Origin of the sequence: Streptomyces sp. NPDC003023 (genome assembly GCF_042888225.1) — a bacterium.
Lineage (GTDB): Bacteria > Actinomycetota > Actinomycetes > Streptomycetales > Streptomycetaceae > Streptomyces.
On sequence record NZ_JBIAPL010000005.1, the window covers coordinates 40,066 to 62,772 of the forward strand.

At 72.0% G+C, this 22,707-nt stretch carries 20 protein-coding genes; 4 read left to right on the forward strand and 16 right to left on the reverse strand.

From position 1 onward, the window contains the following. Positions 1 to 23: 23 nt before the first annotated feature. The 9 genes from ACFYV1_RS18175 to rsmI form a co-directional block, all read right to left on the reverse strand. Positions 24 to 1,847, reverse strand: coding sequence for a PQQ-binding-like beta-propeller repeat protein (locus ACFYV1_RS18175; RefSeq protein ID WP_389396494.1), 1,824 nt, complete (start codon positions 1,845 to 1,847; stop codon positions 24 to 26). Positions 1,848 to 2,105: 258 nt separating this feature from the next. Then, the gene (locus tag ACFYV1_RS18180) at positions 2,106 to 3,911 is read right to left on the reverse strand and encodes an ABC-F family ATP-binding cassette domain-containing protein (protein ID WP_389396495.1); all 1,806 of its coding nucleotides are present in this window, start codon (positions 3,909 to 3,911) and stop codon (positions 2,106 to 2,108) included. Positions 3,912 to 3,954: 43 nt separating this feature from the next. Beyond that, positions 3,955 to 5,268 (reverse strand): acyltransferase, encoded by a 1,314-nt coding sequence (locus ACFYV1_RS18185; RefSeq protein WP_389396496.1) that lies wholly within the window; start codon positions 5,266 to 5,268, stop codon positions 3,955 to 3,957. Positions 5,269 to 5,777: 509 nt separating this feature from the next. Beyond that, a complete protein-coding gene (locus tag ACFYV1_RS18190) occupies positions 5,778 to 6,686 on the reverse strand; it encodes a 4-(cytidine 5'-diphospho)-2-C-methyl-D-erythritol kinase (protein ID WP_389396497.1) in 909 nt (302 codons plus the stop codon). Then, entirely contained in the window at positions 6,683 to 7,543 is an 861-nt protein-coding gene (gene rsmA, locus ACFYV1_RS18195) for a 16S rRNA (adenine(1518)-N(6)/adenine(1519)-N(6))-dimethyltransferase RsmA (RefSeq protein WP_389396498.1), read from the reverse strand. The genes ACFYV1_RS18190 and rsmA overlap by 4 nt, the downstream gene beginning before the upstream one ends. After that, positions 7,540 to 8,940, reverse strand: a complete 1,401-nt coding sequence (locus tag ACFYV1_RS18200; RefSeq protein ID WP_389396499.1) for a ubiquitin-like domain-containing protein — start codon at positions 8,938 to 8,940, stop codon at positions 7,540 to 7,542. Before ACFYV1_RS18200 ends, rsmA begins: the two co-directional genes overlap by 4 nt. Before the next feature lie 307 nt (positions 8,941 to 9,247). Then, positions 9,248 to 10,120: a TatD family hydrolase gene (locus ACFYV1_RS18205; RefSeq protein WP_389396500.1), complete on the reverse strand. Its 873-nt coding sequence runs from the start codon at positions 10,118 to 10,120 to the stop codon at positions 9,248 to 9,250. A gap of 33 nt (positions 10,121 to 10,153) precedes the next feature. Then, positions 10,154 to 10,687, reverse strand: coding sequence for a hypothetical protein (locus ACFYV1_RS18210; RefSeq protein WP_389396501.1), 534 nt, complete (start codon positions 10,685 to 10,687; stop codon positions 10,154 to 10,156). 128 nt (positions 10,688 to 10,815) lie between these two features. Next, a complete protein-coding gene (rsmI, locus tag ACFYV1_RS18215; RefSeq protein WP_389396502.1) occupies positions 10,816 to 11,694 on the reverse strand; it encodes a 16S rRNA (cytidine(1402)-2'-O)-methyltransferase in 879 nt (292 codons plus the stop codon). A 61-nt stretch (positions 11,695 to 11,755) separates the two neighbouring features. Between rsmI and ACFYV1_RS18220 the strand changes: the two genes are divergently transcribed. The 4 genes from ACFYV1_RS18220 to ACFYV1_RS18235 all read left to right on the forward strand — a co-directional run bounded on the left by ACFYV1_RS18220 (position 11,756) and on the right by ACFYV1_RS18235 (position 16,663). Beyond that, a complete protein-coding gene (locus tag ACFYV1_RS18220; RefSeq protein ID WP_389396503.1) occupies positions 11,756 to 13,486 on the forward strand; it encodes a dolichyl-phosphate-mannose--protein mannosyltransferase in 1,731 nt (576 codons plus the stop codon). Between the two features lie 126 nt (positions 13,487 to 13,612). Continuing rightward, complete coding sequence (locus ACFYV1_RS18225) at positions 13,613 to 15,253, forward strand: penicillin-binding transpeptidase domain-containing protein (RefSeq protein WP_389396504.1); 1,641 nt, start codon at positions 13,613 to 13,615, stop codon at positions 15,251 to 15,253. A gap of 55 nt (positions 15,254 to 15,308) precedes the next feature. Next, positions 15,309 to 15,800 carry a YbaK/EbsC family protein gene (locus ACFYV1_RS18230; RefSeq protein WP_389396505.1) on the forward strand — a complete coding sequence of 164 codons (492 nt, stop codon included), beginning with the start codon at positions 15,309 to 15,311 and terminating at the stop codon, positions 15,798 to 15,800. Beyond that, a complete protein-coding gene (locus ACFYV1_RS18235; protein ID WP_389396506.1) occupies positions 15,797 to 16,663 on the forward strand; it encodes an EamA family transporter in 867 nt (288 codons plus the stop codon). Before ACFYV1_RS18230 ends, ACFYV1_RS18235 begins: the two co-directional genes overlap by 4 nt. Positions 16,664 to 16,712: 49 nt before the next feature. Here ACFYV1_RS18235 and ACFYV1_RS18240 read toward each other — a convergent pair whose 3' ends face one another. From ACFYV1_RS18240 to ACFYV1_RS18270, 7 genes are all read right to left on the reverse strand, one after another. Continuing rightward, positions 16,713 to 17,495, reverse strand: a complete 783-nt coding sequence (locus ACFYV1_RS18240) for an SDR family NAD(P)-dependent oxidoreductase (protein WP_389396507.1) — start codon at positions 17,493 to 17,495, stop codon at positions 16,713 to 16,715. Continuing rightward, positions 17,492 to 18,682, reverse strand: coding sequence for a serine hydrolase domain-containing protein (locus tag ACFYV1_RS18245; protein ID WP_389396508.1), 1,191 nt, complete (start codon positions 18,680 to 18,682; stop codon positions 17,492 to 17,494). Before ACFYV1_RS18245 ends, ACFYV1_RS18240 begins: the two co-directional genes overlap by 4 nt. Before the next feature lie 180 nt (positions 18,683 to 18,862). Then, complete coding sequence (locus ACFYV1_RS18250; protein WP_389396509.1) at positions 18,863 to 19,330, reverse strand: organic hydroperoxide resistance protein; 468 nt, start codon at positions 19,328 to 19,330, stop codon at positions 18,863 to 18,865. Positions 19,331 to 19,397: 67 nt separating this feature from the next. Then, positions 19,398 to 19,880, reverse strand: coding sequence for a MarR family winged helix-turn-helix transcriptional regulator (locus tag ACFYV1_RS18255; RefSeq protein ID WP_389396510.1), 483 nt, complete (start codon positions 19,878 to 19,880; stop codon positions 19,398 to 19,400). Further along, complete coding sequence (locus ACFYV1_RS18260; RefSeq protein ID WP_389396511.1) at positions 19,877 to 20,674, reverse strand: energy-coupling factor ABC transporter ATP-binding protein; 798 nt, start codon at positions 20,672 to 20,674, stop codon at positions 19,877 to 19,879. The genes ACFYV1_RS18255 and ACFYV1_RS18260 overlap by 4 nt, the downstream gene beginning before the upstream one ends. A 26-nt stretch (positions 20,675 to 20,700) precedes the next feature. Further along, the gene (cbiQ, locus tag ACFYV1_RS18265; RefSeq protein WP_389396512.1) at positions 20,701 to 21,462 is read right to left on the reverse strand and encodes a cobalt ECF transporter T component CbiQ; all 762 of its coding nucleotides are present in this window, start codon (positions 21,460 to 21,462) and stop codon (positions 20,701 to 20,703) included. Positions 21,463 to 21,480: 18 nt separating this feature from the next. Then, a complete protein-coding gene (locus ACFYV1_RS18270; RefSeq protein ID WP_389396513.1) occupies positions 21,481 to 22,563 on the reverse strand; it encodes an energy-coupling factor ABC transporter permease in 1,083 nt (360 codons plus the stop codon). Positions 22,564 to 22,707: the final 144 nt, after the last annotated feature.

Sequence of the window (22,707 nt, forward strand, 5' to 3'; positions counted from 1 at the left end):
GGGTCCTACGACGGCGAAGAAGGTCACTGACCGAAGCCCATCATGGTCTTCGTCTCCTTCTCCGCCTTGTCGTTGGGGGCGCTCACGCGACCGCTGGCGATGAAGAACCGCCCGTCCGCGTAGGCCATCTTCGGGGAGTAGAAGGAGCTCTCGATCTCGGCGGTCGAGGCCGGGTGCTTGAGCAGCATCTTCGGCGCGCCACCGGTCGGCGCGACGGTGGCGACGCCGCCGCCCGTGTCGTACGACGGCTGCATGTAGACGAGGACGTTGCCGCCCTCCATGCGCAGCGGCGTCATCTTGCGCTCCTCGCCGGCGGGCGCGCGCCAGGACTCCTTGCCGGTGTCCAGGCTGAAGGCGACGAGCTCGTTGGCCTTGCCGTACTCGGTCTCCGTGGCCATGTAGAAGTTCTTCGCGTCGGCCGCGACGCCGGTGCAGCCCTCGAGGTTCTGACCGAAGATCACGAACGCGCCGCCGCAGCGGGGCTGGAACTTGTCGTTCTTGCCGCCCGCGATCTGGGAGCGCAGCTTGCCGTTGTCGGTCAGCGAGATGATCGACCACTTCTTCTCCGGCTCACGCTGGGTGATGGAGATGACCAGCGGGCTGGCGGAGTAGACCTTGTCGATCTCCCAGCCCTCGGGGGTGTTGTACGTCCACCGCGGCTTGCCGGTGGCCGGGTCGACCTCCTGGAGCTGGTGCTTGGGCTTGTCGTAGTCGTCCGTCGGGCAGCTCGCGCCGGCCAGCAGCCTGGGGCCGCCGGCGAACGCGAACGGCTTGCAGCCGTCGGCCGGCTTGCCGAAGAGCTGCTTGCCGTCGGCCAGCGAGAAGCCGTACGAGTTGCCGCTGCCTCCGACGGCGACCGTGTTGCCGCTGATGGCCAGGGTGAAGTCGGAGAGCGAGCTGAACGCGCCGGACGCCTTCGGGATCGGCTTCTTCCAGCCGGCCTTGCCGGCGGCCAGATCGATCATCTGGAGGTCGTTGCACTTGGCTTTCTCGGTGAGGCCGTCCTTGACCCCGATGACGATCTTGCCGTCGGCGGAGGTCTGCGCGGGGGCCGAGCACACCTCGGCGGGCAGCGGCACACTCCACTTCTTGCTGCCGTCGGTGACCGAGTACCCGGCGACCTCCCGGTACATCGCCTTGACGACGGTGTCGCCGGCCATCCACGGGCCGAACACGTCGGCTCCGTTGCGGGGCAGGTCGACGTCGTTCTTCGTCAGGAACAGGACCTTGGCCTCGCCGTCCTTGCGGCCTGCGTTCAGGTCGTCGCTGCCCTCGCGGCCGGTACCGCTGCCGTCGCCCTGGTCGACGGTGGCCGAGCCGGTCGGCTTCGGGTCGTCGCTGGACTTGCTGACGCTCGGCTTGTCGTTCTTCTCGTCGTCACCGCTCAGGGCGAACCAGGTGCCGCCGCCGACGACGAGCAGCGCGGCCGCCGAAGCGGCCACGATGATGCCCGTCTTCCCCTTGAAGAAGTTCCCCGCGCCACCGCCGCCCGCAGGGGCGGGCGCGCCGGGGTACTGCGGCTGCGTCGGGTAACCCCCGTACGGGCCGGGCTGGTTGTACGGGCCGGGCTGCTGGCTGTAGGGCCCGGGCTGCTGGCCGTACGGGCCGGGCTGGCCGGGCTGCTGCTGCGGGTAGCCGTAACCGGGCTGGTCCGCCGGGTATCCGTAGCCGGGCGCCGGGGCGCCGGGGGGCGCGGCCGGCGGCGGCATCTGCGGCTGGCCCTGCGGCGCGGGCGGCATCTGCGGCGGCTGCGCCGGCGGCGGGGGCTGCTGAGGACCACCCTGCCGAGGGTCCTGCGGGGCTCCGAAGCCCGGCTGCGGCGGTTGCTGGCTGGGCGGCTGAGTCATCAGCGCCTCCCCCTAAGTCGTACGGTCTGCTGCCCGGCCGTACTCCCCCGCTTCTCCGGCCGGCGAAGGCGCCCCGGAAAGGAGTGAATCGGACAAGGATTCCGTTGTTTCAGGTCAGTCGAGCGGGCCTTCTTTGTATCACCCGGAGTGAAGGGGGAGCGGGCTCGGTCCACCCCTGTTCCCAAGGGAGGACCGGGCCGTGATGCGGTTGTTACTCGCCCTGTACGGCTTCTCCACGGGCCGGGCCCGTGGAGCCGGTCAGGCGTCTTCCGCCAGTTCGAGCCAGCGCATCTCCAACTCTTCGCGCTCGCCCACGAGTTCACGAAGCTCCGCGTCCAGTTTGGCAACTTTCCCGAAGTCCGTGGCATTTTCGGCGATTTGCGCATGCAGCTTGGTCTCACGCTCCGAGACCTTGTCCAGCTGCCGCTCGATCCGCTGCAGTTCCTTCTTCGCCGCCCGTGCGTCGGCCGCCGACTTCTCCTTGACGGCACCGGCCTGCGCGGGCGGCGGCGCGGGCACGGCCGCCTCGACCATCGCGGCCCTGCGCTCCAGGTACTCGTCGATGCCGCGCGGCAGCATCCGCAGCGCGCCGTCGCCGAGCAGGGCGAACGTACGGTCCGTGGTCCGCTCGATGAAGAACCGGTCGTGCGAGATGACCACCATCGAACCGGGCCAGCCGTCGAGGACGTCCTCCAGCTGGGTCAGCGTCTCGATGTCCAGGTCGTTGGTGGGCTCGTCGAGGAACAGGACGTTCGGCTCGTCCATCAGCAGGCGCAGCAGCTGGAGCCGGCGCCGCTCACCACCGGACAGGTCCCCGACGGGCGTCCACTGCTTCTCCTTGCCGAACCCGAACTGTTCGCACAGCTGGCCGGCGGTCATCTCACGGCCCTTGCCGAGATCGACACGGTCGCGGATCTGCTGGACCGCCTCCAGCACGCGCAGCGTCGGCGGCAGTTCGGTGACGTCCTGCGAGAGGTACGCGAGCCGTACGGTCTTCCCGACGACGATCTTCCCCGCCACGGGCTGCTCCTCGCCCTTGGAGAAGGCAGCCGCCGTGAGCGCGCGCAGCAGGGACGTCTTGCCCGCACCGTTGACGCCGACCAGGCCGATGCGGTCGCCGGGACCGAGCTGCCAGGTCAGGTGCTTGAGCAGCACCTTGGGCCCGGCCTGGACCGTCACGTTCTCCAGGTCGAAGACCGTCTTGCCGAGCCGGGCGGAGGCGAACTTCATCAGCTCCGACGTGTCACGCGGCGGCGGCACGTCGGCGATCAGCTCGTTCGCCGCCTCGATGCGGTAGCGCGGCTTGGACGTACGGGCGGGGGCGCCGCGCCGCAGCCAGGCCAGCTCCTTGCGCATCAGGTTCTGCCGCTTCGACTCCTCGGTGGCGGCGATCCGCTCCCGCTCGGCGCGGGCGAAGACGTAGTCGGAGTAGCCGCCCTCGTACTCGTACACGTCACCGCGCTGCACGTCCCACATCCGGGTGCAGACCTGGTCGAGGAACCAGCGGTCGTGGGTGACGCAGACGAGCGCGGAGCGACGGTCGCGCAGATGCTTCGCCAGCCAGGCGATGCCCTCCACGTCGAGGTGGTTGGTGGGCTCGTCGAGGACGATCAGGTCCTGCTCGGCGATGAGCAGCTGGGCGAGCGCGATACGGCGGCGCTCGCCGCCGGACAGCGGGCCGATGACCGTGTCGAGGCCCTGGGGGAAGCCGGACAGGTCCAGGCCGTCGAACAGCCCGGTCAGCACGTCCCGGATCTTGGCGTTGCCCGCCCACTCGTGGTCGGCGAGGTCACCGATGACCTCGTGCCGGATCGTCGCCTCCGGGTCGAGGGAGTCGTGCTGCGTGAGCACGCCGATCCGCAGCCCACCGCTCTGGGTGACCCTGCCGGTGTCGGGCTCCTCGAGCTTGGCGAGCATCCGGATGAGGGTGGTCTTGCCGTCGCCGTTGCGGCCGACGACACCGATGCGGTCCCCCTCCGAGACGCCGAGGGAGACCCCGTCGAGCAGGGCGCGTGTTCCGTACACCTTGCTGACTGCCTCGACATTGACCAGGTTGACGGCCATTACTCTCCTGACAGGGGGAACGATCGACCTCCCAGCCTACTTGTCAGGTACGGCCGCCCCGTCCGGCCCGTTCCACCAGCAGCCAGCCGCCGAGCGCCATCACGACCGCGGCAGGGGCGCTGACGTGCACGGCGACCAGCATCGCGGTCCTTCCCTCCAGCAGCCCGCCGAAGCCGACCATGGACAGACCGAGGATGCCGAGCAGGCAGAGCGTGATCCCGGCGGCCGCGATCGGCCCGGTGCCCGGCACCGGTTCCGCCGTGCGACGCGCGGGCCGCTCGAACCTGCGGAACACGGCGACGAGCAGCACGGTCAGCCCCGCCGCCGCGACGACCCGCAGCGGCACCTGTGTCCACCAGGCGGCCGTCGCCGGCTCCGGCAGGGCGGGACCGGCGGCGATCATCACCCCGTAGACGCCGAGCATGGCGGTGAGATGCCACAGGAACGCGGTCATGGCGATCCCGTTCGCGGCCACCACACCCCGCCAGACACGGGCCCGCCCCACGAACCGGCCGCCCGGCCCCTTCAGCAGCTCGACGGCACCGACCAGCCACACGCCGTGGAGCAGCAGGGCGAACGTGGGCGGGGCCATGTTCGAGATCTTCTCGCCCGGCATCCCGACCATGGAAAGCGGATACGGCCCCGCCGCGACGAGCACGGCCGCTCCCGCGAGACCGGTCGCCGCGAGCGCGGCAGGCACCCGGATGCGGCCGTCGGCGCGCAGGAAGCCGAGCTGGTGGACGGCGAGCCAGACGAAGGCGAAGTTCAGGAACTCGACGAAGGGGACGTGGGCGGCGAACCGCAGTACGTCCACGGCGGCGGCCGCGCCGAGCAGCGCGAGGAACGCGCCCCAGCCGAAGCGCTCGTGCAGCCTCAGCAGCGGCGGCGTGAACGCGACCATCGCGAGATAGATGCCGATGAACCACAGCGGCTGCGTGACGAGCCGCAGCGCGACGCCGGTCATCCCGCCGCCCCCGCCGAGCAACTGCACGACGAGCGCGGCGGCACCCCAGACGAGGACGAACGCCATGGTGGGCCGCAGGAGCCGCTGGAGCCGGCCCCGCAGGAACACGGAGTACACGGAACGGTCCGGGTGCCGGCGGCGCAACGACCGGTGGGAAAGAGCGTGCGAGAACCCGCCGACGAAATAGAACACGGGCATGACCTGCAGCACCCAGGTGAGCGGTTGCAGCCCCGGCACGACGGCGAGCAGGTTCCCGACGCCGTCGCCGGTGACCGCGGCCATCAGCCAGTGCCCCGCCACGACGGTCCCGAGCGAGGCGACCCTCAGCAGATCGATGTACCGGTCCCGCGTACCGGGGGTGGCGGCGGCGAGGTCACGAGCGCTTGTTCCCATGGGCGTACGGTGCCGCCGGGTGGGGCCGGGCGGGAGAGCGCGGGTACTCAGGTCCGCGCTGAGTACCCGGACGCGACCTGTTCCTCCGCCCGCCCCTCACCGCTGTACCTCTGTGCGGCTCCGCCCGGCCCGGCACCACCCTGCGCGCGGCGTACCGCGCTTCGTGCCGTGGCCTCGAACTCCCCTGCGGCCCGGCGGCCGTGGATGGCGCCCCGGCCGGGCCGGAGCTGCCGCTGCGCTGCACCCCGCCCGCCGGAGGGCTGCTTCAGCCTCGCCGGCGTTTGAGGCGCGGGGGCCGGGTGGGGTACCTCCAACAGCGGCGGGCGCAGGGCGAAGAGCCCCCGAGACACCGCGCGGAGCCCGGTGAACGGGTCCGGGCGGAGCCCGGTTGGCGGAGCCCGGGGAACGGGTCCGGGCGGAGCCCGGTTGTGGGACGCGGGCACCTCCATGGCCGCCAGGCCATGGAGGGCGGGGAAGGGAACAGGACCGCAGGGGCCACCCGCACCCGCTTACGCGGCCGTGACGACCCTCGCGCCCCCCGCCGGCGCGGGTGCCACCCGCGCGGCCCTGCACGTCCCCGACGCCAGCAGCGCCGACGCCACGCCCTCCCCCGCCTCCTCGTCCTTGACGAGAAACGCGGTCGTCGGGCCCGAGCCCGAGACCAGCGAGGCGAGCGCGCCCGCCGACATTCCGGCGGACAGCGTCGCGGCCAGCGACGGCCGCAGCGACAGCGCCGCCGCCTGGAGATCGTTCGACACCGCGCCGGCCAGCGCCGCCACGTCACCCGTGCGCAGCGCGGACAGCAGCAGGGGCGAGGCCACCGGCTCGGGCACGCTCACGCCTTCGTTCAGCCGGTCGAACTCCCGGTACACGGCGGGCGTCGAGAGACCTCCGTCGGCCACCGCGAACACCCAGTGGAAGGCGCCGCCGACCTCGAGTTCGGTCAGCTGCTCGCCGCGCCCGACGCCCAGCGCCGCTCCGCCCACCAGGCTGAACGGCACGTCGGAGCCCAACTCGGCGCAGATGGAGAGCAGTTCGTCTCGCGAGGAGCCGAGTCCCCACAGCGTGTCGCAGGCGAGCAACGCGCCCGCGCCGTCCGCGCTGCCGCCCGCCATGCCGCCCGCGACGGGGATGTCCTTGGCGATGTGGATGTGGACGTCGGGCGTGATCCCGTGCCGGGCGGCGAGCAGTTCGGCGGCGCGCGCGGCGAGGTTCGTACGGTCCAGCGGCACCTGATCGGCGTCGGGCCCGTCGCAGGTGATCGTCAGCGACGCGGCGGGGCGCACGGTCACCTCGTCGTGGAGGCCGACCGCCAGGAAGACGTTCGCGAGGTCGTGGAAGCCGTCGGGCCGGGCCCCGCCGACCGCCAGCTGGACGTTCACCTTGGCCGGGACCCGTACGGTCACACTCGAGCTCACTGCTTGGCCTCCGCGATCCGTGCGAACTCCTCCACCGTCAGCGACTCGCCCCGCGCCTGGGGTGACACACCGGCCGCCACCAGCGCCGCCTCCGCCGCGGCCGGCGATCCCGCCCAGCCGGCGAGTGCGGCCCGCAGGGTCTTGCGCCGCTGTGCGAAGGCCGCGTCGACGACCTTGAAGACGTCCTGCTTCGTGGCGGACGTCGCGACCGGCGACGTCCGCCGCACCAGGGACACCAGTCCGGAGTCCACGTTCGGTGCGGGCCAGAACACGTTGCGGCCGATGGACCCGGCCCGCTTGACCTCGCAGTACCAGTTGGCCTTCACGGACGGGACACCGTAGACCTTGTTCCCCGGTCCCGCGGCCAGCCGGTCGGCGACCTCGGCCTGGACCATGACCAGGGTCCGCTCGATCGTCGGGAAGCGGTCGAGCATGTGGAGCAGCACCGGCACGGCGACGTTGTACGGGAGGTTCGCGACGAGCGCGGTCGGTGGCGACCCGGGCAGTTCCTGTACGTGCATCGCGTCCGAGTGCACCAACGAGAAGCGTGGGGCGCGCTCCGGCAGCCGGGCGGCGACCGTCGCCGGCAGCGCACCGGCGAGCACGTCGTCGATCTCCACGGCGACGACCCGGTCCGCCGCCTCCAGCAGTCCGAGGGTCAGCGAGCCGAGGCCCGGGCCGATCTCGACGACCACGTCGTCGGGCTTCACCTCGGCCGTGCGCACGATCCGGCGGACCGTGTTGGCGTCGATGACGAAGTTCTGGCCGCGCTGCTTGGTGGGCCGTACGCCCAGCGCGGCGGCCAGTTCGCGGATGTCGGCGGGGCCGAGGAGTGCGTCGGGATCAGTGGTGCTCACCGATACAGCCTACGGCCGCAGTGCGGCCACGGACTCGCCCCCCGCTGCACATAGAGCTTCTTCGCCCGGTACGTCTGTTCCTCCGCGGGTGCGTCCTGGGGGCGTCCGGTGCCTCCCAGGGAGCGCCAGGTCCCGGTGTCGAACTGGTACAGGCCGCCGTAGTTCCCGGAGGGGTCGACGGCACCGGGCCGGCCGCCCGACTCGCACGCGGCGAGCGCGCCCCAGTTGAGCCCGTCCGCTCCGTCCACCGACGAGGGGAGCTGCCGGGTGCCGACCCGTACCTGCTCGGTGACGGGCTCGCGGACGACCTCCTCGCCGATCCGCCGCGGTTTCTGGCGTACGCCGTTGACGGTCCGCAGCGCGTACGTGACCCGGCGCACGCCCGGCTGTCCCTGCCGCACGACGACTTCCGTGCCCGCGAAGAGCGCGGGATCGCGGGTCCTGTCGACGGCGAAGGCGATCGGTTCCTCGCGCACTTCCCTGCCGCCGCTGATCCGCATGACCGTGATCGTCTGGCCGTCGCGCGGGAACCCGTCGGGCGGGACGGACGTGGTGTCCTCGCCGTGCAGCACGATCCCCGCCTCGCCGAGGGCCTCGTGCACGGTGGCGGCATTGGTGCGGACGGTGCGCTCGTGCCCGTCGGCCATGAACGTCACGGCCTTCTCCGTACGGACGTCCAACGCCAGCCCGCTGCGCGGGATCTTCGTGGAGAGCGGGACGGAGAGGTGGGCGCCCTCGGCGCGCACCCCGAGTTCACGCAGTGCGGCCTCCACGGTGCGGGCCGTGGTCCACACGCTCCCTCGACGGCCGTCGAGGGTCAGAGTCAGCGGCCTGCCGTAGTGGACGGTGATCTCGTCGCCGCTGTCGAGGGCCGCGTCAGGGCCGGGGGCGACGACGTCGTGGGCGCGCAGGTCGACGCCTTCCTCCTCGAGGAGTTCGCTCACGTCGTCGGCGAAGGTGTGCATGGTGCGTGGCCGTCCGCCGTCGACGACGAGGCGGACAACCTTGTCGCTGGCGACGAAGGCGGACGTCCCGCCGGCCAGGAAGGCGACGACGAGGGCCTGGGGGACGAGCCGGCGCAGCGCCTCCGGCCGCTCGGCGGCTCTGCGGCGTCGCGCTCCGTGCCGCGTCCGCGCCCGCCCGGCTCGGCCGGCACCGGCGCCGCCGTCTGCCGGATACGCGCCGTCCCGGCCGCCGTCGTACCCCTGGGCCGTGCTTGCGGCGGCCGGGTCGTCGGCGGCCCCGGCGGCGCTCCCCGCCGGGGGCGACTGCCGCGGCAGCGAAGCCCCCGGCAGGCCGGCCGCCCCGACGTCCAGGTACGGCACGGTCGGCGCCTGTGCCACGGCCTGCTGGTACCGCTGCGCCCCTTCGGCCCCGCCGTCCGCTCGGAGGTCCATGTACGGCAGGGTCGGCGCGTACGACGGGACAGGCCGGGTGTCGGCGAGGGTGGGCTGCGTCGACGGACGGCCGGGCGGCGGGCCCACCGGTACCGCCCCGTTGCCGTCGGTCGCCGCCGTTGACCGGCTGCCGGCATGCCGTGCGCCGCGCACCGCCCGGTGACTGCCCTGCGAATTACCCACGCCCACGACGCTCCGTAAGGTCCGGTCAGCCAAGTGGCATCGGACAGTAGCGGAGCGCCGGTCACTCTCCAAAGCGGCGCGAACACGCAGCGTCGCTATCAGGGGCGTGGGACCCTCGATCCGGTCAGTAACCGAATGCGCGCGCGGTGTTCGCCGCGATCGCCGCGGCCAGCGTGTCCTCGTCCGTCCCCCGCACCACCGCCATGGCACGGAGCGTGACCGGAATCAGGTACGGGGCGTTGGGCCGTCCGCGGTACGGCGCCGGTGTGAGGAACGGCGCGTCCGTCTCCACGAGCACGAGTTCGGCGGGTGCCACGGCGAGCGCGTCGCGCAGCGGCTGCGCGTTCTTGAAGGTCACGTTGCCGGCGAACGACATGAAGTAACCGGCGGCCGCGCAGACTTCGGCCATTTCCGCGTCGCCGGAATAGCAGTGGAAGACCGTGCGCTCCGGCGCGCCTTCCTCGGCGAGAATGCGCAGCACATCCGCGTGCGCCTCGCGATCGTGAATGACGAGCGCCTTGTCGTGCCGTTTGGCGATCTCGATATGGGCGCGGAACGAGCGTTCCTGCGCGGCAAGGCCTTCCGGCCCGGTGCGGAAGTGGTCGAGGCCTGTCTCGCCGACGGCCTTGACCGCGTCGAGGGCGGCCAGCCGGTCGATCTCGGCGAGCGCGTCGTCGAGCGCGGCGTCCCCGCCCCTCTCCCGCCCGCCCTGCCGTGACCGGCCTCCCCCAGGGTCCCCGAGCACGATCCGCGGAGCCTCGTTGGGGTGCAGGGCGACCGCGGCGTGCACGTCCCGGTGCGCGGCGGCGGTCTCCGCGGCCCACTGGGAGCCCTTGATGTCGCAGCCCACCTGGACCACGGTCGTCACCCCGACCGCGGCGGCCCGGGCCAGGGCCTCCTCGACGGTGCCTTCCTGCATGTCCAGGTGGGTGTGTGAATCGGCGACCGCGACACCGAGCGGTTCGGGCAGCGGCGGCGGTGCTGATTTCGAACTCATGGGCGCGATCCTACGAAACCCGCGCCCGGCGGCTCACTTGCGGTGCTGGAAGGGGTGCAGCAGATCGGAGAGGTGCCAGTGGCGCTCGTCACCGGCCGGTTCCGTGCCGGCCCGGTCCGCGGTGGCCTCGTCCGTGCCGGCCCCGTCCATGGTCGATCCGTCCATGGTCGATCCGGACGGGGGCGGTGCCGTGGATCCGGCGGACGGCTCGGCTTGTGTCCCCGGCAGTTCCTCGGCCCGCGGCGGGCCGGCAGGGGACACCGGGGAGACGGCGGACGCGGAGCCGGCCGGGGTGGTGCCGGTCTCGGTGAGCCCCATCATGTTCCGCACGGAGGAGACCCGCCCCTCGCGCATGATCCTCACGACGTGCCCGCCGCAGTTGAGGCAGGTCGGGCTCGAGAGCGGGGACGGAACCCGCTGCCCGTCCGACGTGTACACAACGAATTCCTGCCCCGCCGGATCGACGTGGTGCTCGATCTCGTAGGACTGCTCCCACCCGTGCCCGCACCGCATGCAGGCAAAGGAATACGCCTCGTGGACCTTGGCGGGGCCTGTGGTCTCACTCATGCCAGCTCCTCTCCACTGATTCAGTGGACGCCTTTTCCGGCGGGAGCGCATCAGCGCCTGTCATCTGATGGTGCGGTCTTTTGATTTTCCATACGGAAGCGGGCAGGACACGGTCTGCGCTTTGCCTTTCACGATAGACCTTTACCGTCCCCGGACGCCGGTCGAGCCGCGTTCTTCGCCGCCACGACCGCGTCGAACACCTCGCGCTTGGGAAGCCCCGCCTCGGCGGCGACGGCCGCGATGGCCTCCTTGCGCCGCTCCCCCGCCTCCTCCCGTACCCGGACCCTGCGCACCAGCTCTTCCGCGCCGAGTTCCTCGGGCCCGGTCTCGGGCGCGCCCTCGACGACGACGGTGATCTCGCCGCGTACCCCTTCCGCCGCCCAGGCGGCCAGCTCGCCGAGGCCGCCGCGCTTGACCTCCTCGTACGTCTTGGTCAGCTCCCGGCACACGGCGGCCCTGCGGTCGGCGCCGAAGACCTCTGCCATGGCCGCGAGCGTGTCGTCGAGCCGGTGGGGGGCCTCGAAGTAGACGAGGGTGCGGCGCTCGCCCACGACCTCGCGGAGCCTGCCGAGGCGCTCGCCCGCCTTGCGCGGCAGGAAGCCCTCGAAGCAGAAGCGGTCCACGGGCAGCCCGGACAGTGCCAGCGCGGTCAGCACGGCCGACGGGCCGGGCACGGCGGTGACCTTGATGTCCTGCTCCACCGCGGCGGCGACCAGCCGGTAGCCGGGGTCGGACACGGACGGCATGCCGGCGTCGGTGACCAGCAGCACCCGCGCCCCACCGGCCAGCGCCTCGACCAGCTCCGGTGTCCTGGCCGCCTCGTTGCCCTCGAAGTAGGAGACGACTCTGCCCCGGGTGTGCACGCCGAGCGCCTGCGTCAGCCGGCGCAGCCGCCGGGTGTCCTCCGCGGCGACGATGTCGGCGCCCTCGAGTTCGGCGGCGAGCCGGGGCGGCGCGTCCGCGACATCACCGATGGGCGTACCTGCGAGTACCAGCGTTCCAGTCACCCCGCCATCCTCCCAGGGCCGCAAGCACCAATCGCACAGCCGTGTTCCTTACGATGGCGCGGTGACCAGTACCGCGCCACAGCCCCTGCGGGGCAAGGACGACGCCGAACACCAGCCGTCAGGCTGGGAGCACCGCCTGCGCCGCTTCGGCCACACACCCCGGCCGGTGATCGGCCTGCGGGAGCGCCTCGTGCCCCTGTACACCCGGCCCTCCCGGCAGCTGTGGGCGGTGTTCGGCGTCCCGCCCCGGGCCGTCGGGCCCCTGCTGCGCGCGGCCGCCTGGGGCGGCCCGCTGCTGGTGGCGCTGGTCGCGGGAGTGCTGCGGTTCTGGAACCTGGGGCAGCCCCATGCGGTGATATTCGACGAGACGTACTACGCCAAGGACGCCTGGGCGCTGATCAACCAGGGGTACGAGGGCAGCTGGCCCAAGGACATCGACAAGTCGATCCTCGACGACCCGTCGGCCGTCGCGATCCCCACCGATCCCGGGTACGTGGTGCATCCACCGGTCGGCAAGTGGGTGATCGGCCTCGGCGAGAAGATGTTCGACTTCACGCCCTTCGGCTGGCGGTTCATGGTCGCCGTGCTCGGCACCCTGTCCGTGCTGATGCTCTGCCGCATCGGACGGCGGCTCTTCCGTTCGACGTTCCTCGGCTGTCTCGCGGGACTGCTGCTGGCGGTGGACGGTCTGCACTTCGTGATGAGCCGCACGGCGCTGCTCGACCTGGTGCTGATGTTCTTCGTGCTGGCGGCCTTCGGGGCGCTGGTCGTCGACCGGGACCGGGCGCGGCTGCGGCTCGCCGCGGCGCTGCCGCGGGACGAGGACGGCACAGTGCGGCCGGACGCGCGGATCGCGGAAACGCTGCGGATGGGCTGGCGGCCGTGGCGGATCACGGCCGGCGTGATGCTGGGTCTGGCGGCGGGCACCAAGTGGAACGGACTGTTCATCATGGCCGCGTTCGGCCTGATGACCGTGCTGTGGGACGTGGGCGCGCGCCGTACGGCGGGCGCGGTCCGGCCCTACCTGGCCGTGCTGAAGAAGGACCTCGTCCCGGCGTTCGTCTCCACCGTCCCGGTCGCCCTCGCCACCTACATGGCCTCCTGGACCGGCTGGCTGGTCACGGACAAGGGCTACTACCGGGACTGGGCGACCAAGGGCGCGGGCAAGGACAGCGACTGGAGCTGGCTGCTCCCGGACTGGTGGCGCAGTTTCTGGCACTACGAGTACCAGGTCTTCGACTTCCACGTCGGCCTGACCTCCGGCCACACCTATGAGTCGAACCCCTGGAGCTGGCTGGTCCTGGGCCGCCCGGTCTCCTACTACTACGAGGACCCGAAGCCCGGTACCGAGGGCTGCCCCAAGGACGCGGTCGACAAGTGCGCCGCCGAGGTCCTGGCCCTGGGGACGCCGCTCCTGTGGTGGGCCGCGTGCTTCGCGATCTGCTACATCGCGTGGCGCTGGCTCTTCCGCCGCGACTGGCGCGCGGGCGCGATCCTGTGCGGCATCCTGGCGGGCTGGCTTCCGTGGCTGCACTACCAGGAGCGCACGATCTTCCTGTTCTACGCGGTGGTGTTCGTCCCGTTCCTGTGTCTCGCCGTGGCCATGATGATCGGAGCCATCCTCGGCCCACCCGGCTCCGACGAACGCCGGCGTGCGATCGGCGCGATCGGCGCGGGCGTGCTGGTGCTGCTGATCATCTGGAACTTCATCTACTTCTGGCCGATCTACACGGGCACCCCGATCCCCATCGACGAGTGGCGCAACCGGATGTGGTTGGACACCTGGGTGTGACGTCGCGGTGACATCGCGTTCCCGTAACGACCGCACCAGGCAGCACTCCTGTCCCGTACAGTGCTGAACGACTCATGTCTTTGAACGTGTTCAAGGGCATGGCACTCTGGGGAGGGGGCTGCGGTCATGCGCAGTGGAGCAAAGGTCGCCGTCGTCGGCGGCGTCTTCGCGGTCGTCGCGACCGGTGTCGGCTACGGGGGCTACAACCTGTACAACGGGCTGACCGGTTCGGGCGGCGACAGCGGCGTGAGTACCAGGTCGGAGCCGGCGGAGAAGAGAACCGGGCCGCCGAGCGCGGACGAGATCGAGCAGACCGCGAAGGACTTCCTGGCCGCCTGGGCCGAGGGCAGGGGACCCGCGGCGGCGCAGCTGACGAACAACGCGGTCGACGCCGAACCGCTGCTGACCGGATTCAGTCGGCAGGCGCACGTCACCGACGCTGTGATCAAGCCCGGTCGGGCAACGGGTGCGACGGTTCCCTTCACCGTGGAGGCGACCGTGGCGTACGAGGGGACGAGCAAGCCCTTGTCGTACGCCTCCTCGCTGACCGTGGTGCGCGGGCTGACGACCGGCAGGGCGCTGGTGGACTGGCAGCCGTCCGTCGTCCACCCCAAGCTCACCAAGGGCACCTCGCTGGTCACCGCGGAGGCATCGGCCCCGCAGATCAAGGCCTTCGACGACAACGGTGTCGAGCTGACGAGAGAGAAGTACCCCTCGCTGGGACCGGTGCTGGACGAGTTGCGCAAGAAGTACGGCGACAAGGTGGGCGGCACCCCCGGCATCGAGCTGGCGATCACGTCCGCGACACCCGATGTGCCCGACCAGACGCTCCTCACACTGAAGGAGGGCAAGGCGGGCGCGCTGCGCACCACTCTCGACGCCGGGGTGCAGGCCGCCGCGGAGAAGGCCGTGCGGCAGCACACCAAGGGGTCGGTGGTGGCGATCCAGCCGAGCACCGGCGAGATCAAGGCGGTGGCCAACAACCCGGCGCAGGGCTTCAACACGGCACTGCAGGGAGCGCAGGCGCCCGGTTCGACGATGAAGATCGTGACCGCCGCGATGATGATGGACAAGGGCCTGGTGAACGGGCCGAACTCGCCGGTCGAGTGTCCGGCGACGGTCACCTGGGAGCGGGAGTTCCACAACCTCAAGGACTTCTCCATCCCCGGCGCGTCGTTCCAGCAGGCCTTCGCGCGCTCGTGCAACACCACCTTCATCAAGCCCGTCAAGCCGCTCGGCACCGGCGCCGGCACGGCGCTCGGCGAGACCGCCGGGAAGTACTTCGGCATAGGTCTCGACTGGAAGACCGGTGTCACCACGGTCGACGGCAGTGTGCCCGCGTCGGCGGGCGCGGAGACCGCCGCCTCGTACATCGGCCAGGGGCAGATCCAGATGAACGCGCTGAACGTCGCGTCCATCGCCGCCACCGCGAAGGACGGCGGGTTCCGGCAGCCGGTCATCGTCCCGCAGGCGCTGGACGGCCGTGAACTCGCCGTGGCCGAACGGCTTCCCGGCTCGATCGCCAGGGCGCTGCGGCAGATGATGAGCCTGACCGCCACGAGTGGCACGGCGGCGGAGGCCATGGCCTCGGTGAGCGGCACCAAGGGTGCGAAGACCGGCTCCGCGGAGGTCGACGGGCAGGGCGACTCCAACAGCTGGTTCACCGGGTACGCGGGTGACCTGGCCGCCGCAGCGGTCGTACAGGCCGGCGGACACGGCGCCGACGCGGCGGGCCCGGTGGTGGCGCAGGTGCTGAACGCCCGCTGATCCACAGGGTGAAACGGTTCGCACGGCCCGTACGGCCACCGCTAGCGTGCGGGCCATGAGCACTCACGACACCACCGGCGCCCACCCCCGTTTCGCCGAGGCTCTGCGCGAACTCGGCCTCGACGTCCCCGTACGCCGCTTCCCGGACGCCACCAGGACCGCGGTGCAGGCGGCACAGGCCATCGGCTGCGATGTCGGCGAGATCGTCAAGTCGCTGATCTTCGCGGCGGACGGAGTGCCGGTTCTGGTACTGATGGACGGCTCCTCGCGGGTGGACGTGGAGCGGGTGCGGCAGGAGCTCGGCGCCGAGGCCGTGAAGCGCGCGGACGCCGACCTGGTCCGGGAGACGACGGGTTACGCGATCGGCGGCGTGCCGCCGTTCGGCCACCGCACCAGCACCCGGGTGCTGGCCGACCGGGGGCTGCTCGACCACGACGTGGTCTGGGCGGCGGCCGGGACCCCGCACACGGTCTTCCCGCTCGACCCGAAGTCACTGATCGCGCACGCCGGTGGCACGCTGGTGGACGTCCGCGAGCGCGGCGCGTGACGCCTCTGGTCACCGGGGCGGTCCTGGCCGCGGCGGTGACCCACGCCGGCTGGAACGCCCTCGCTCACCGGATCCAGGACCGGCTGGTCGTCTTCACCCTGATCGTCGGGGGCGCGTCGGTCATCGGTGGGCTGATGGCGCCGTTCGTGCCGGTGCCGGCCGCAGCCGCCTGGCCGTATCTGATCGGTTCCGCGGTGCTGCACGTCGGTTACCACGCGCTGCTGCTGCGGTCGTTCGGTCTCGGCGACTTCGGCCAGGTCTATCCGATCGCCCGCGGCACGGCCCCACTGGTGGTGACGGCGGCCGCCGCGCTGTTCGTGGACGAACGCGTCGGCAGCGGCCAGTTGGCGGGCGTGGTGGTCGCGTCCGCGGGGCTGGTCGGTCTCGCGGTGTGGGGTGTGCTGCCCTTCGGCCGCGGCGCGCGGGAGACCGCACGGCCGCACTGGCCCGCTGTGCTCGCCGCGCTCGCGACGGGCCTGTCGATCTCCGCGTACACCGTGGTCGACGGGGTGGGTGTGCGGGCGGCCGGTTCGGCGGCCGGTTACGTCGCCTGGCTGATGATCCTGGAGGGCGTTCCGCTCGTCGTGTACGCGATATGCGTCCGCCGGACCGCGCTGTGGCCGCAACTGCGTCCCTACGCCGGGCGGGGGCTGCTCGGCGCGGTGATGGCGGTCACCGCCTACGGACTGGTGCTCTGGGCGCAGACGCGTGCGCCGCTCGCCCCGATCGCGGCGCTTCGCGAGTCGTCGATCATCGTGGGCGCGGCGATCGGGGCACTGTTCTTCAAGGAGCGCTTCGGCGGTCCGCGCATCGCGGCGGCGGCGCTGATGGTGGCGGGCATCTCTCTGATGCTCACGGCCTGACCGCCGCGCGGTCCCCGGCCTGCGGGGCCGGACGGGCCCGCCTCGGCCGCTACTCCTCCGTCGGCGCGTCGTCCGGCGCCGTGCGCCGGAAGGCGGTGTTGACGGCCATGACGCCGCCGTCGACGCGCAGCGTCGTGCCGGTGACCCAGGCGGCGTCCGCCGACGCCAGGAACGCGACCGCTGCCGCGATGTCCTCGGGCTCGCCGATCCGCCCGAGGGGGTAGATGGCGCTCAGCACGTCGAGCCGCTCCTCCTGGCCGTCCCATGAACGGGTGCGTACGGTACCGGGGTTGACCTGGTTGACCCGCAGGCGCTGGGCACCGCCCTCACCCGCCAGGGTGCGGGTCAGGGACGTCATGCCGGCCTTCGCCGCGCTGTAGGCGTGGCCTCCGAAGTCCGCCTCCGCGTTGATGGAGCCGATGTTGACGATCGCTCCGCGACCGGAGGCCGTCAGGTGCGGCCATGCGGCCCGTGCGCAGCGAAGGGCGCCGGTGAGTGTGACGTCGAGGGTCTGCCGCCAGAGGTCGTCGGGCAGTTCGACGAGGGGCCCGTTGTGCCCGGACGTCTCGAAAGCGCTGTTGACGAGTACGTCCAGGGCCCCGAAACGCTCCACGGCGTACGCGACCGCGGCCTCGGCCGACGCCCGGTCGCTCACGTCGCAGCGGATCCAGGCGGCGCCGTCGACGGAGCCGGCCGTCCGCTCCGCGGCCTCGGCGTCGATGTCGGCGATCAGGACCCGCGCGCCTTCCGACGCCAGTCGGCGTGCGACCGCCGCGCCGATGCCGTGTGCCCCGCCCGTGATGATCGCGCTGTAGCCCTCGAAACGTCTCATAGGGCCGAACGTACCGCCCTGATCAGTGCCTGGGCACGCGGATCGGCGGTGACGCCCTTGCGCATGCCGTTGGTCGTGTAGCCGAACGCGATGCCCGACTCGGGGTCGGCGAAGCCGAGGGAGCCGCCGCGGCCGGGGTGGCCGAAGGAGCCGGGGCCGAGCAGGGGCGAGGCGGGGCCGTGCAGCATGAAGCCGAGTCCGAAGCGGGTGGGCACGACGAGGACCCGGTCGGGTCCGGCGGACTCCTGGGTGCGGGCGAGGGTGAGCGTGGCGGGGGCGAAGAGCCGGGGCCCGCCGTACACCTCGCCGATGGTCGCGGCGTAGAACCGGGCGAGGGCGCGCGCGGTGGACATGCCGTTGGACGCGGGCAGTTCGGCGGCGCGGTAGGCGGGGTCGTTCTCGTCCGGGAGGGGATCGATGGCCTCGAAGGCGCGGCGGGTCAGGGACTCGGGGTCGCGGTACGCCTGTGCGACGGAGCGCTTGGGCCGCAGCTTGAGCCCGCCGCCCTCCGCGGTCGGCGGCTCCGCGATCTGCCCGAGCCGCCCCACCCGGTGGGTCTCGTCCGCGGGCAGGCCTATCCACAGGTCGAGGCCGAGCGGACCGGCGATCTCCTCCGCGACCCAGCGGCCGATGGTGCGTCCGGTGACACGGCGGACCAGTTCGCCGAGGAGCCAGCTGTAGGTCTGCGCGTGGTAGCCGTGGTCGGCGCCCGGCTCCCAGACGGGCGCCTGCGCGGCGATCGCTGCCGGTCCCGTGACACCGTCCTGGGCTTCGGCCGGGGTGAGCGGGCGGTCCAGGACCGGCAGCCCGGCGCGGTGGGAGAGCAGATGTCGTACGAGGACCCGTTCCTTGCCGGCCGCCTTGAACTCCGGCCAGTAGGTGCCGACGGGCGCGTCCAGGTCGATCTGGCCGCGCTGGTGGAGCACGAGGACGACGGCGGCGGCGACCCCCTTGGTCGCGGAGCGGACGACCTGCGCGGTGTCGACCGCCCACGGTTCCCGGCCGTCCACGTCCCGCGTGCCGGCCCACAGGTCGACGACCTTGCGGCCGTCGCGGTAGACGGCGACGGCCGCCCCGCGCTCGCCGCGCTGCTCGAAACCCCGCGCGAAGGCGTCCGCGACCGCCTCGAAGCCGTCCGCCACCGTGCCCCGGACGTCCACCACGTCTGCTCCTTCGCTGCGATCCATCCCCCCATGGTGCAACGTGGCGCGGACCATCCCGCGTCCGGGGCGGTCCGGCCCGGGCCTTCCGTCCGGAGCGGGACGGATCAGCCGGAAGGGCGGCGGGCGGATCGTCGGCCGGCGGGAACGCGGCGGGGCGCGGTGCCAGGGCACGCGAGCCCCGTATGTCCGAACGGAGGCGCGCGGTCAGCTGAGCACGATGGAGACGTCGATGTTGTCGCGGGTGGCGTTGGAGTACGGGCAGACCTGGTGGGCGGCGGTCACGAGCCGCGATGCCAGGTCCTGGTCGACGAGCGGCAGCGAGACGCTGAGGGCCACCGCGAGCCCGTGACCGCGGGCCCGGTTGGGGCCGATGCCGACCTTGGCGGCGACGGTCGAACCGGTGAGGTCGAGGCCCGCGCGGCGGCCGACCAGTACCAGGGCGTTGTGGAAGCAGGAGCTGTAACCGGCGGCGAAGAGCTGTTCCGGGTTGGTGCCGCGGCCGTCGCCGCCGAGGGCGGGCGGCATGGCGACACGCAGCTCGATCTGTCCGTCGTGACTGGTCACGTAGCCGTCGCGGCCACCGTGCGCGGTGGCTTCCGCCACGTACATGATCTTCGTCGGGCGGGTGCCGGCCGTCCGGGCCGTCTCCGCCGTCTCGACCTGTTCGCTCATGCAGCTTCTCCGGGTCGGCACGCCGATGGATTTACATCGCGCACAATGTATCCGACCGGAACCGCCCTCATCGCTCCGGGGCAGCCTGCGTGGCGGTCTCCACCAGCCGGTACAGATCGGCGCGAAGGCGGGCGATCTCCGGCGCGTCGAGACCCGTGCTCGCCATCAGCCGGCCGGGCACGTTGCCGGCCTGTTCGCGCATCGCGTCGCCCTCCTCCGTGAGTACCAGCCGCACCGAGCGCTCGTCGGCCGCCGAACGCTCCCGACGTACCAGGCCCGCCGCCTCCAGCCGCTTGAGCAGCGGCGAGACCGTGCCGTAGTCGAGCCGCAGCGCGGCGCCCAGCTCCTTGACCGGGATCTCGCCGCGCTCCCACAGCACCAGCATCGTCAGATACTGCGGATAGGTCAGGCCCAGCTCGGCGAGCAGCGGCCGGTAGGCGGCGGTCACCGCCCGCTGGGCCGCGTACAGCGCGAAGCACAGCTGGTCGTCCAGCAGCAGCGACGCCTTCGCCGCCCCGCCCCGGTCCTCGTGTCCGTGCTCCGTGTTCACGCGCCTATTGTCACGGACCTCGGATCGAAGCCGAAGGGCAGCTCCAGCCGGTGTGCGCGCATCAGTCCGTCGTCGCTCAGCACCTCCTGCGTGGGCCCGTCCGCGGCGATCACACCGCCGCTGAGGATCACCGAACGCGGGCACAGCTCCAGCGCGTACGGCAGGTCGTGGGTGACCATCAGCACGGTGACGTCCAACGAGCGCAGGATGTCGGCGAGTTCACGGCGCGAGGCCGGGTCCAGATTGGACGAGGGCTCGTCGAGCACCAGGATCTCCGGCTCCATCGCGAGCACCGTCGCCACCGCCACCCGGCGGCGCTGGCCGAAGGAGAGGTGGTGCGGGGGCCGGTCGGCGAACTCCGCCATGCCGACGCGCTCCAGCGCGGCCATGACCCGTGTCTCCAGTTCGTCGCCGCGCATCCCGGCCGACGCGGGGCCGAAGGCCACGTCCTCCCGGACGGTCGGCATGAACAGCTGGTCGTCCGGGTCCTGGAAGACGATGCCGACGCGGCGGCGGATCTCGGCGAGGTTCGGGCGGCCGACCGGCAGTCCGGCCACGGCGACGGAACCGACGCCGCCGGCCAGGATGCCGTTGAGATGGAGCACGAGCGTGGTCTTGCCCGCGCCGTTGGGGCCGAGGACGGCGACCCGCTCGCCGCGCCCGACGGTCAGATCGACGCCGAACAGGGCCTGGTGGCCGTCGGGATAGGCGTACGCGAGCCCGCGCACCTCGAGAGAGGGGCTCGCGGCGTCCGAAGCGGTCCTGTCCGAAGCAGCCATGTCCGAAGCAGCCATGTCCGAATCCGTTCTGTCCATAGCAGTCACAGCGCCCATCCCAGCAGACAGACCGCGAGCGCGGTCACGGGCAGTGCGGCAGCGGACGACCACTGGGCACGGGTCGCACGCACCTCGTCGAGCACGGGCATCGTCCCGGTGTACCCCCTGCTGACCATCGCGAGGTGCACCCGCTCGCCCCGCTCGTAGGAGCGGATGAACAGGGCGCCCGCGGACTTGGCCAGCACGCCCCAGTGGCGTACGCCGCGCGCCTCGAAGCCGCGCGAACGGCGGGCGATCGACATCCGGCGCATCTCGTCGGCGATCACATCGCCGTAGCGGATCATGAAGGAGGCGATCTGGACCAGCAGCGACGGCAGGCGCAGCCGTTGCAGGCCGAGGAGCAGGGAACGCAGCTCGGTCGTCGAGGCGAGGATCACGGACGCGGCGACGCCGAGCGTCCCCTTGGCGAGGATGTTCCACGCGCCCCAGAGGCCGGGTACGGAGAGCTGGATCCCCAGCACCTCGGTGTGCTCGCCGGGCACCACGAAGGGCATGAGCAGCGCGAACGCCACGAACGGGATCTCGATCAGCAGCCGCTTCAGCAGGAAGCCCGCCGGGATGCGCGCCACGGCCGCGACCGCGCCGAGCAGCACCGCGTACAGGCCGAAGGCCCAGACCGCCTCGCGCGGGGTGGAGACGACCACCAGTACGAAGCCGAGGACGGCGATCAGCTTGCAGTGCGCCGGCAGCGCGTGCACCGGCGAGCGGCCGTGCCGGTAGAGCTTGTGAGCGTGTCCCGCACCCATGTCCGAGCCGCCCCCGTCTCAGACCGAGCTCTGCACAGGGGTGCGCTCTTCGGCCGCCGGGTCGCGGCGGCGGCGCACCGCGTAGAAGACGCCGCTGCCGACGACGACCGTCGCACCGACGCCGATCGCGCCGGCGAGGCCGCCGGAGAGCCGGTCGTTCTCTACGTCCTCGACGCCGTAGTCCGCGAGCGGGGAGCCGGCGGCCGCGTGCTCCTCGACCGACTTGTCGAAGCCCTTGTCGGAGGCGACCTTCTCCAGGCCGTCGGGATCGGCGGAGGCGTAGAAGGAGACGAAGCCGGCGAGGACGAGGCTGGTCACCAGACCGCCCAGCCACAGGCGGCGCGGGGAGCGGGCGGCGACGGTCGCCGACTTCACGGCGGCGGGTGCTTCGACGAGCTCGCCGCCGACGCGGAGCTTGAGCGGCGTGGACAGCCCGCGGGCGCCGTACACCAGGTCGGGTCGTACGGCGATGACGGCGCCCACGGTCAGCATGGTGATCGCGGCCTCACCGACGCCGATCAGGACGTGGACGCCCACCATCGCGGTGAGGACCGAGCCGACGGGGACCTCGGTGACCCCGCCGATCGCGTAGACGAGGGTGAAGGCGGCGGCCGAGGCGGGGACGGACACCAGAGCGGCCACGAAGGACGCGGCGGTCACCGAGCGGCGGGTCCGCGGCAGGATCTTGACCAGGCCGCGAAAGAGTCCGTAGGCGACGAGCACGGTGACGACGCCCATGACGGTGATGTTGACGCCGAGCGCGGTGAGGCCGCCGTCGGCGAAGAGGATCCCCTGCATCAGCAGTACGACGGCGATGCAGAGCACACCCGTGAACGGCCCTACGAGGATGGCCGCCAGCGCCCCGCCGAGCAGATGCCCGCTGGTGCCGGCCGCGACGGGGAAGTTGAGCATCTGCACGGCGAAGACGAACGCGGCGACCAGACCGGCGAGCGGCGCCGTGCGGTCGGCGCCGGGCAGCTGGGTCGCGGAGCCGCCCAGCTCGCGGCGGGCGCCGCGGAGACTGACGGCGACGGCGCCCGCCGCGACGACTCCGGCGGCCACCGAGACGGGCGCGTTGATGAATCCGTCGGGGACATGCATGGAGAGCTCCGCTTCGGACAGATGAACAACTGCTCAATGATAGTGCCCAGCTGCAAATGGGTTGCAAGAGCGCATGGGTCACAGAAGCGGTTCACAGGTGAAGACCAGCGCGCGGGGATCGTTCCGCGCAAAATATGGGACATT

Coding starts and splice junctions, on each gene's coding strand:
- ACFYV1_RS18175 (WP_389396494.1), bottom strand. CDS start 1,847: ATGACTCAGCCGCCCAGCCAGCAACCGCCGCAGCCGGGCTTCGGAGCC.
- ACFYV1_RS18180 (WP_389396495.1), bottom strand. CDS start 3,911: ATGGCCGTCAACCTGGTCAATGTCGAGGCAGTCAGCAAGGTGTACGGA.
- ACFYV1_RS18185 (WP_389396496.1), bottom strand. CDS start 5,268: ATGGGAACAAGCGCTCGTGACCTCGCCGCCGCCACCCCCGGTACGCGG.
- ACFYV1_RS18200 (WP_389396499.1), bottom strand. CDS start 8,940: ATGGACCTCCGAGCGGACGGCGGGGCCGAAGGGGCGCAGCGGTACCAG.
- ACFYV1_RS18205 (WP_389396500.1), bottom strand. CDS start 10,120: ATGAGTTCGAAATCAGCACCGCCGCCGCTGCCCGAACCGCTCGGTGTC.
- ACFYV1_RS18210 (WP_389396501.1), bottom strand. CDS start 10,687: ATGAGTGAGACCACAGGCCCCGCCAAGGTCCACGAGGCGTATTCCTTT.
- ACFYV1_RS18225 (WP_389396504.1), top strand. CDS start 13,613: ATGCGCAGTGGAGCAAAGGTCGCCGTCGTCGGCGGCGTCTTCGCGGTC.
- ACFYV1_RS18230 (WP_389396505.1), top strand. CDS start 15,309: ATGAGCACTCACGACACCACCGGCGCCCACCCCCGTTTCGCCGAGGCT.
- ACFYV1_RS18240 (WP_389396507.1), bottom strand. CDS start 17,495: ATGAGACGTTTCGAGGGCTACAGCGCGATCATCACGGGCGGGGCACAC.
- ACFYV1_RS18245 (WP_389396508.1), bottom strand. CDS start 18,682: ATGGATCGCAGCGAAGGAGCAGACGTGGTGGACGTCCGGGGCACGGTG.
- ACFYV1_RS18250 (WP_389396509.1), bottom strand. CDS start 19,330: ATGAGCGAACAGGTCGAGACGGCGGAGACGGCCCGGACGGCCGGCACC.
- ACFYV1_RS18260 (WP_389396511.1), bottom strand. CDS start 20,674: ATGGCTGCTTCGGACATGGCTGCTTCGGACAGGACCGCTTCGGACGCC.
- cbiQ (WP_389396512.1), bottom strand. CDS start 21,462: ATGGGTGCGGGACACGCTCACAAGCTCTACCGGCACGGCCGCTCGCCG.
- ACFYV1_RS18270 (WP_389396513.1), bottom strand. CDS start 22,563: ATGCATGTCCCCGACGGATTCATCAACGCGCCCGTCTCGGTGGCCGCC.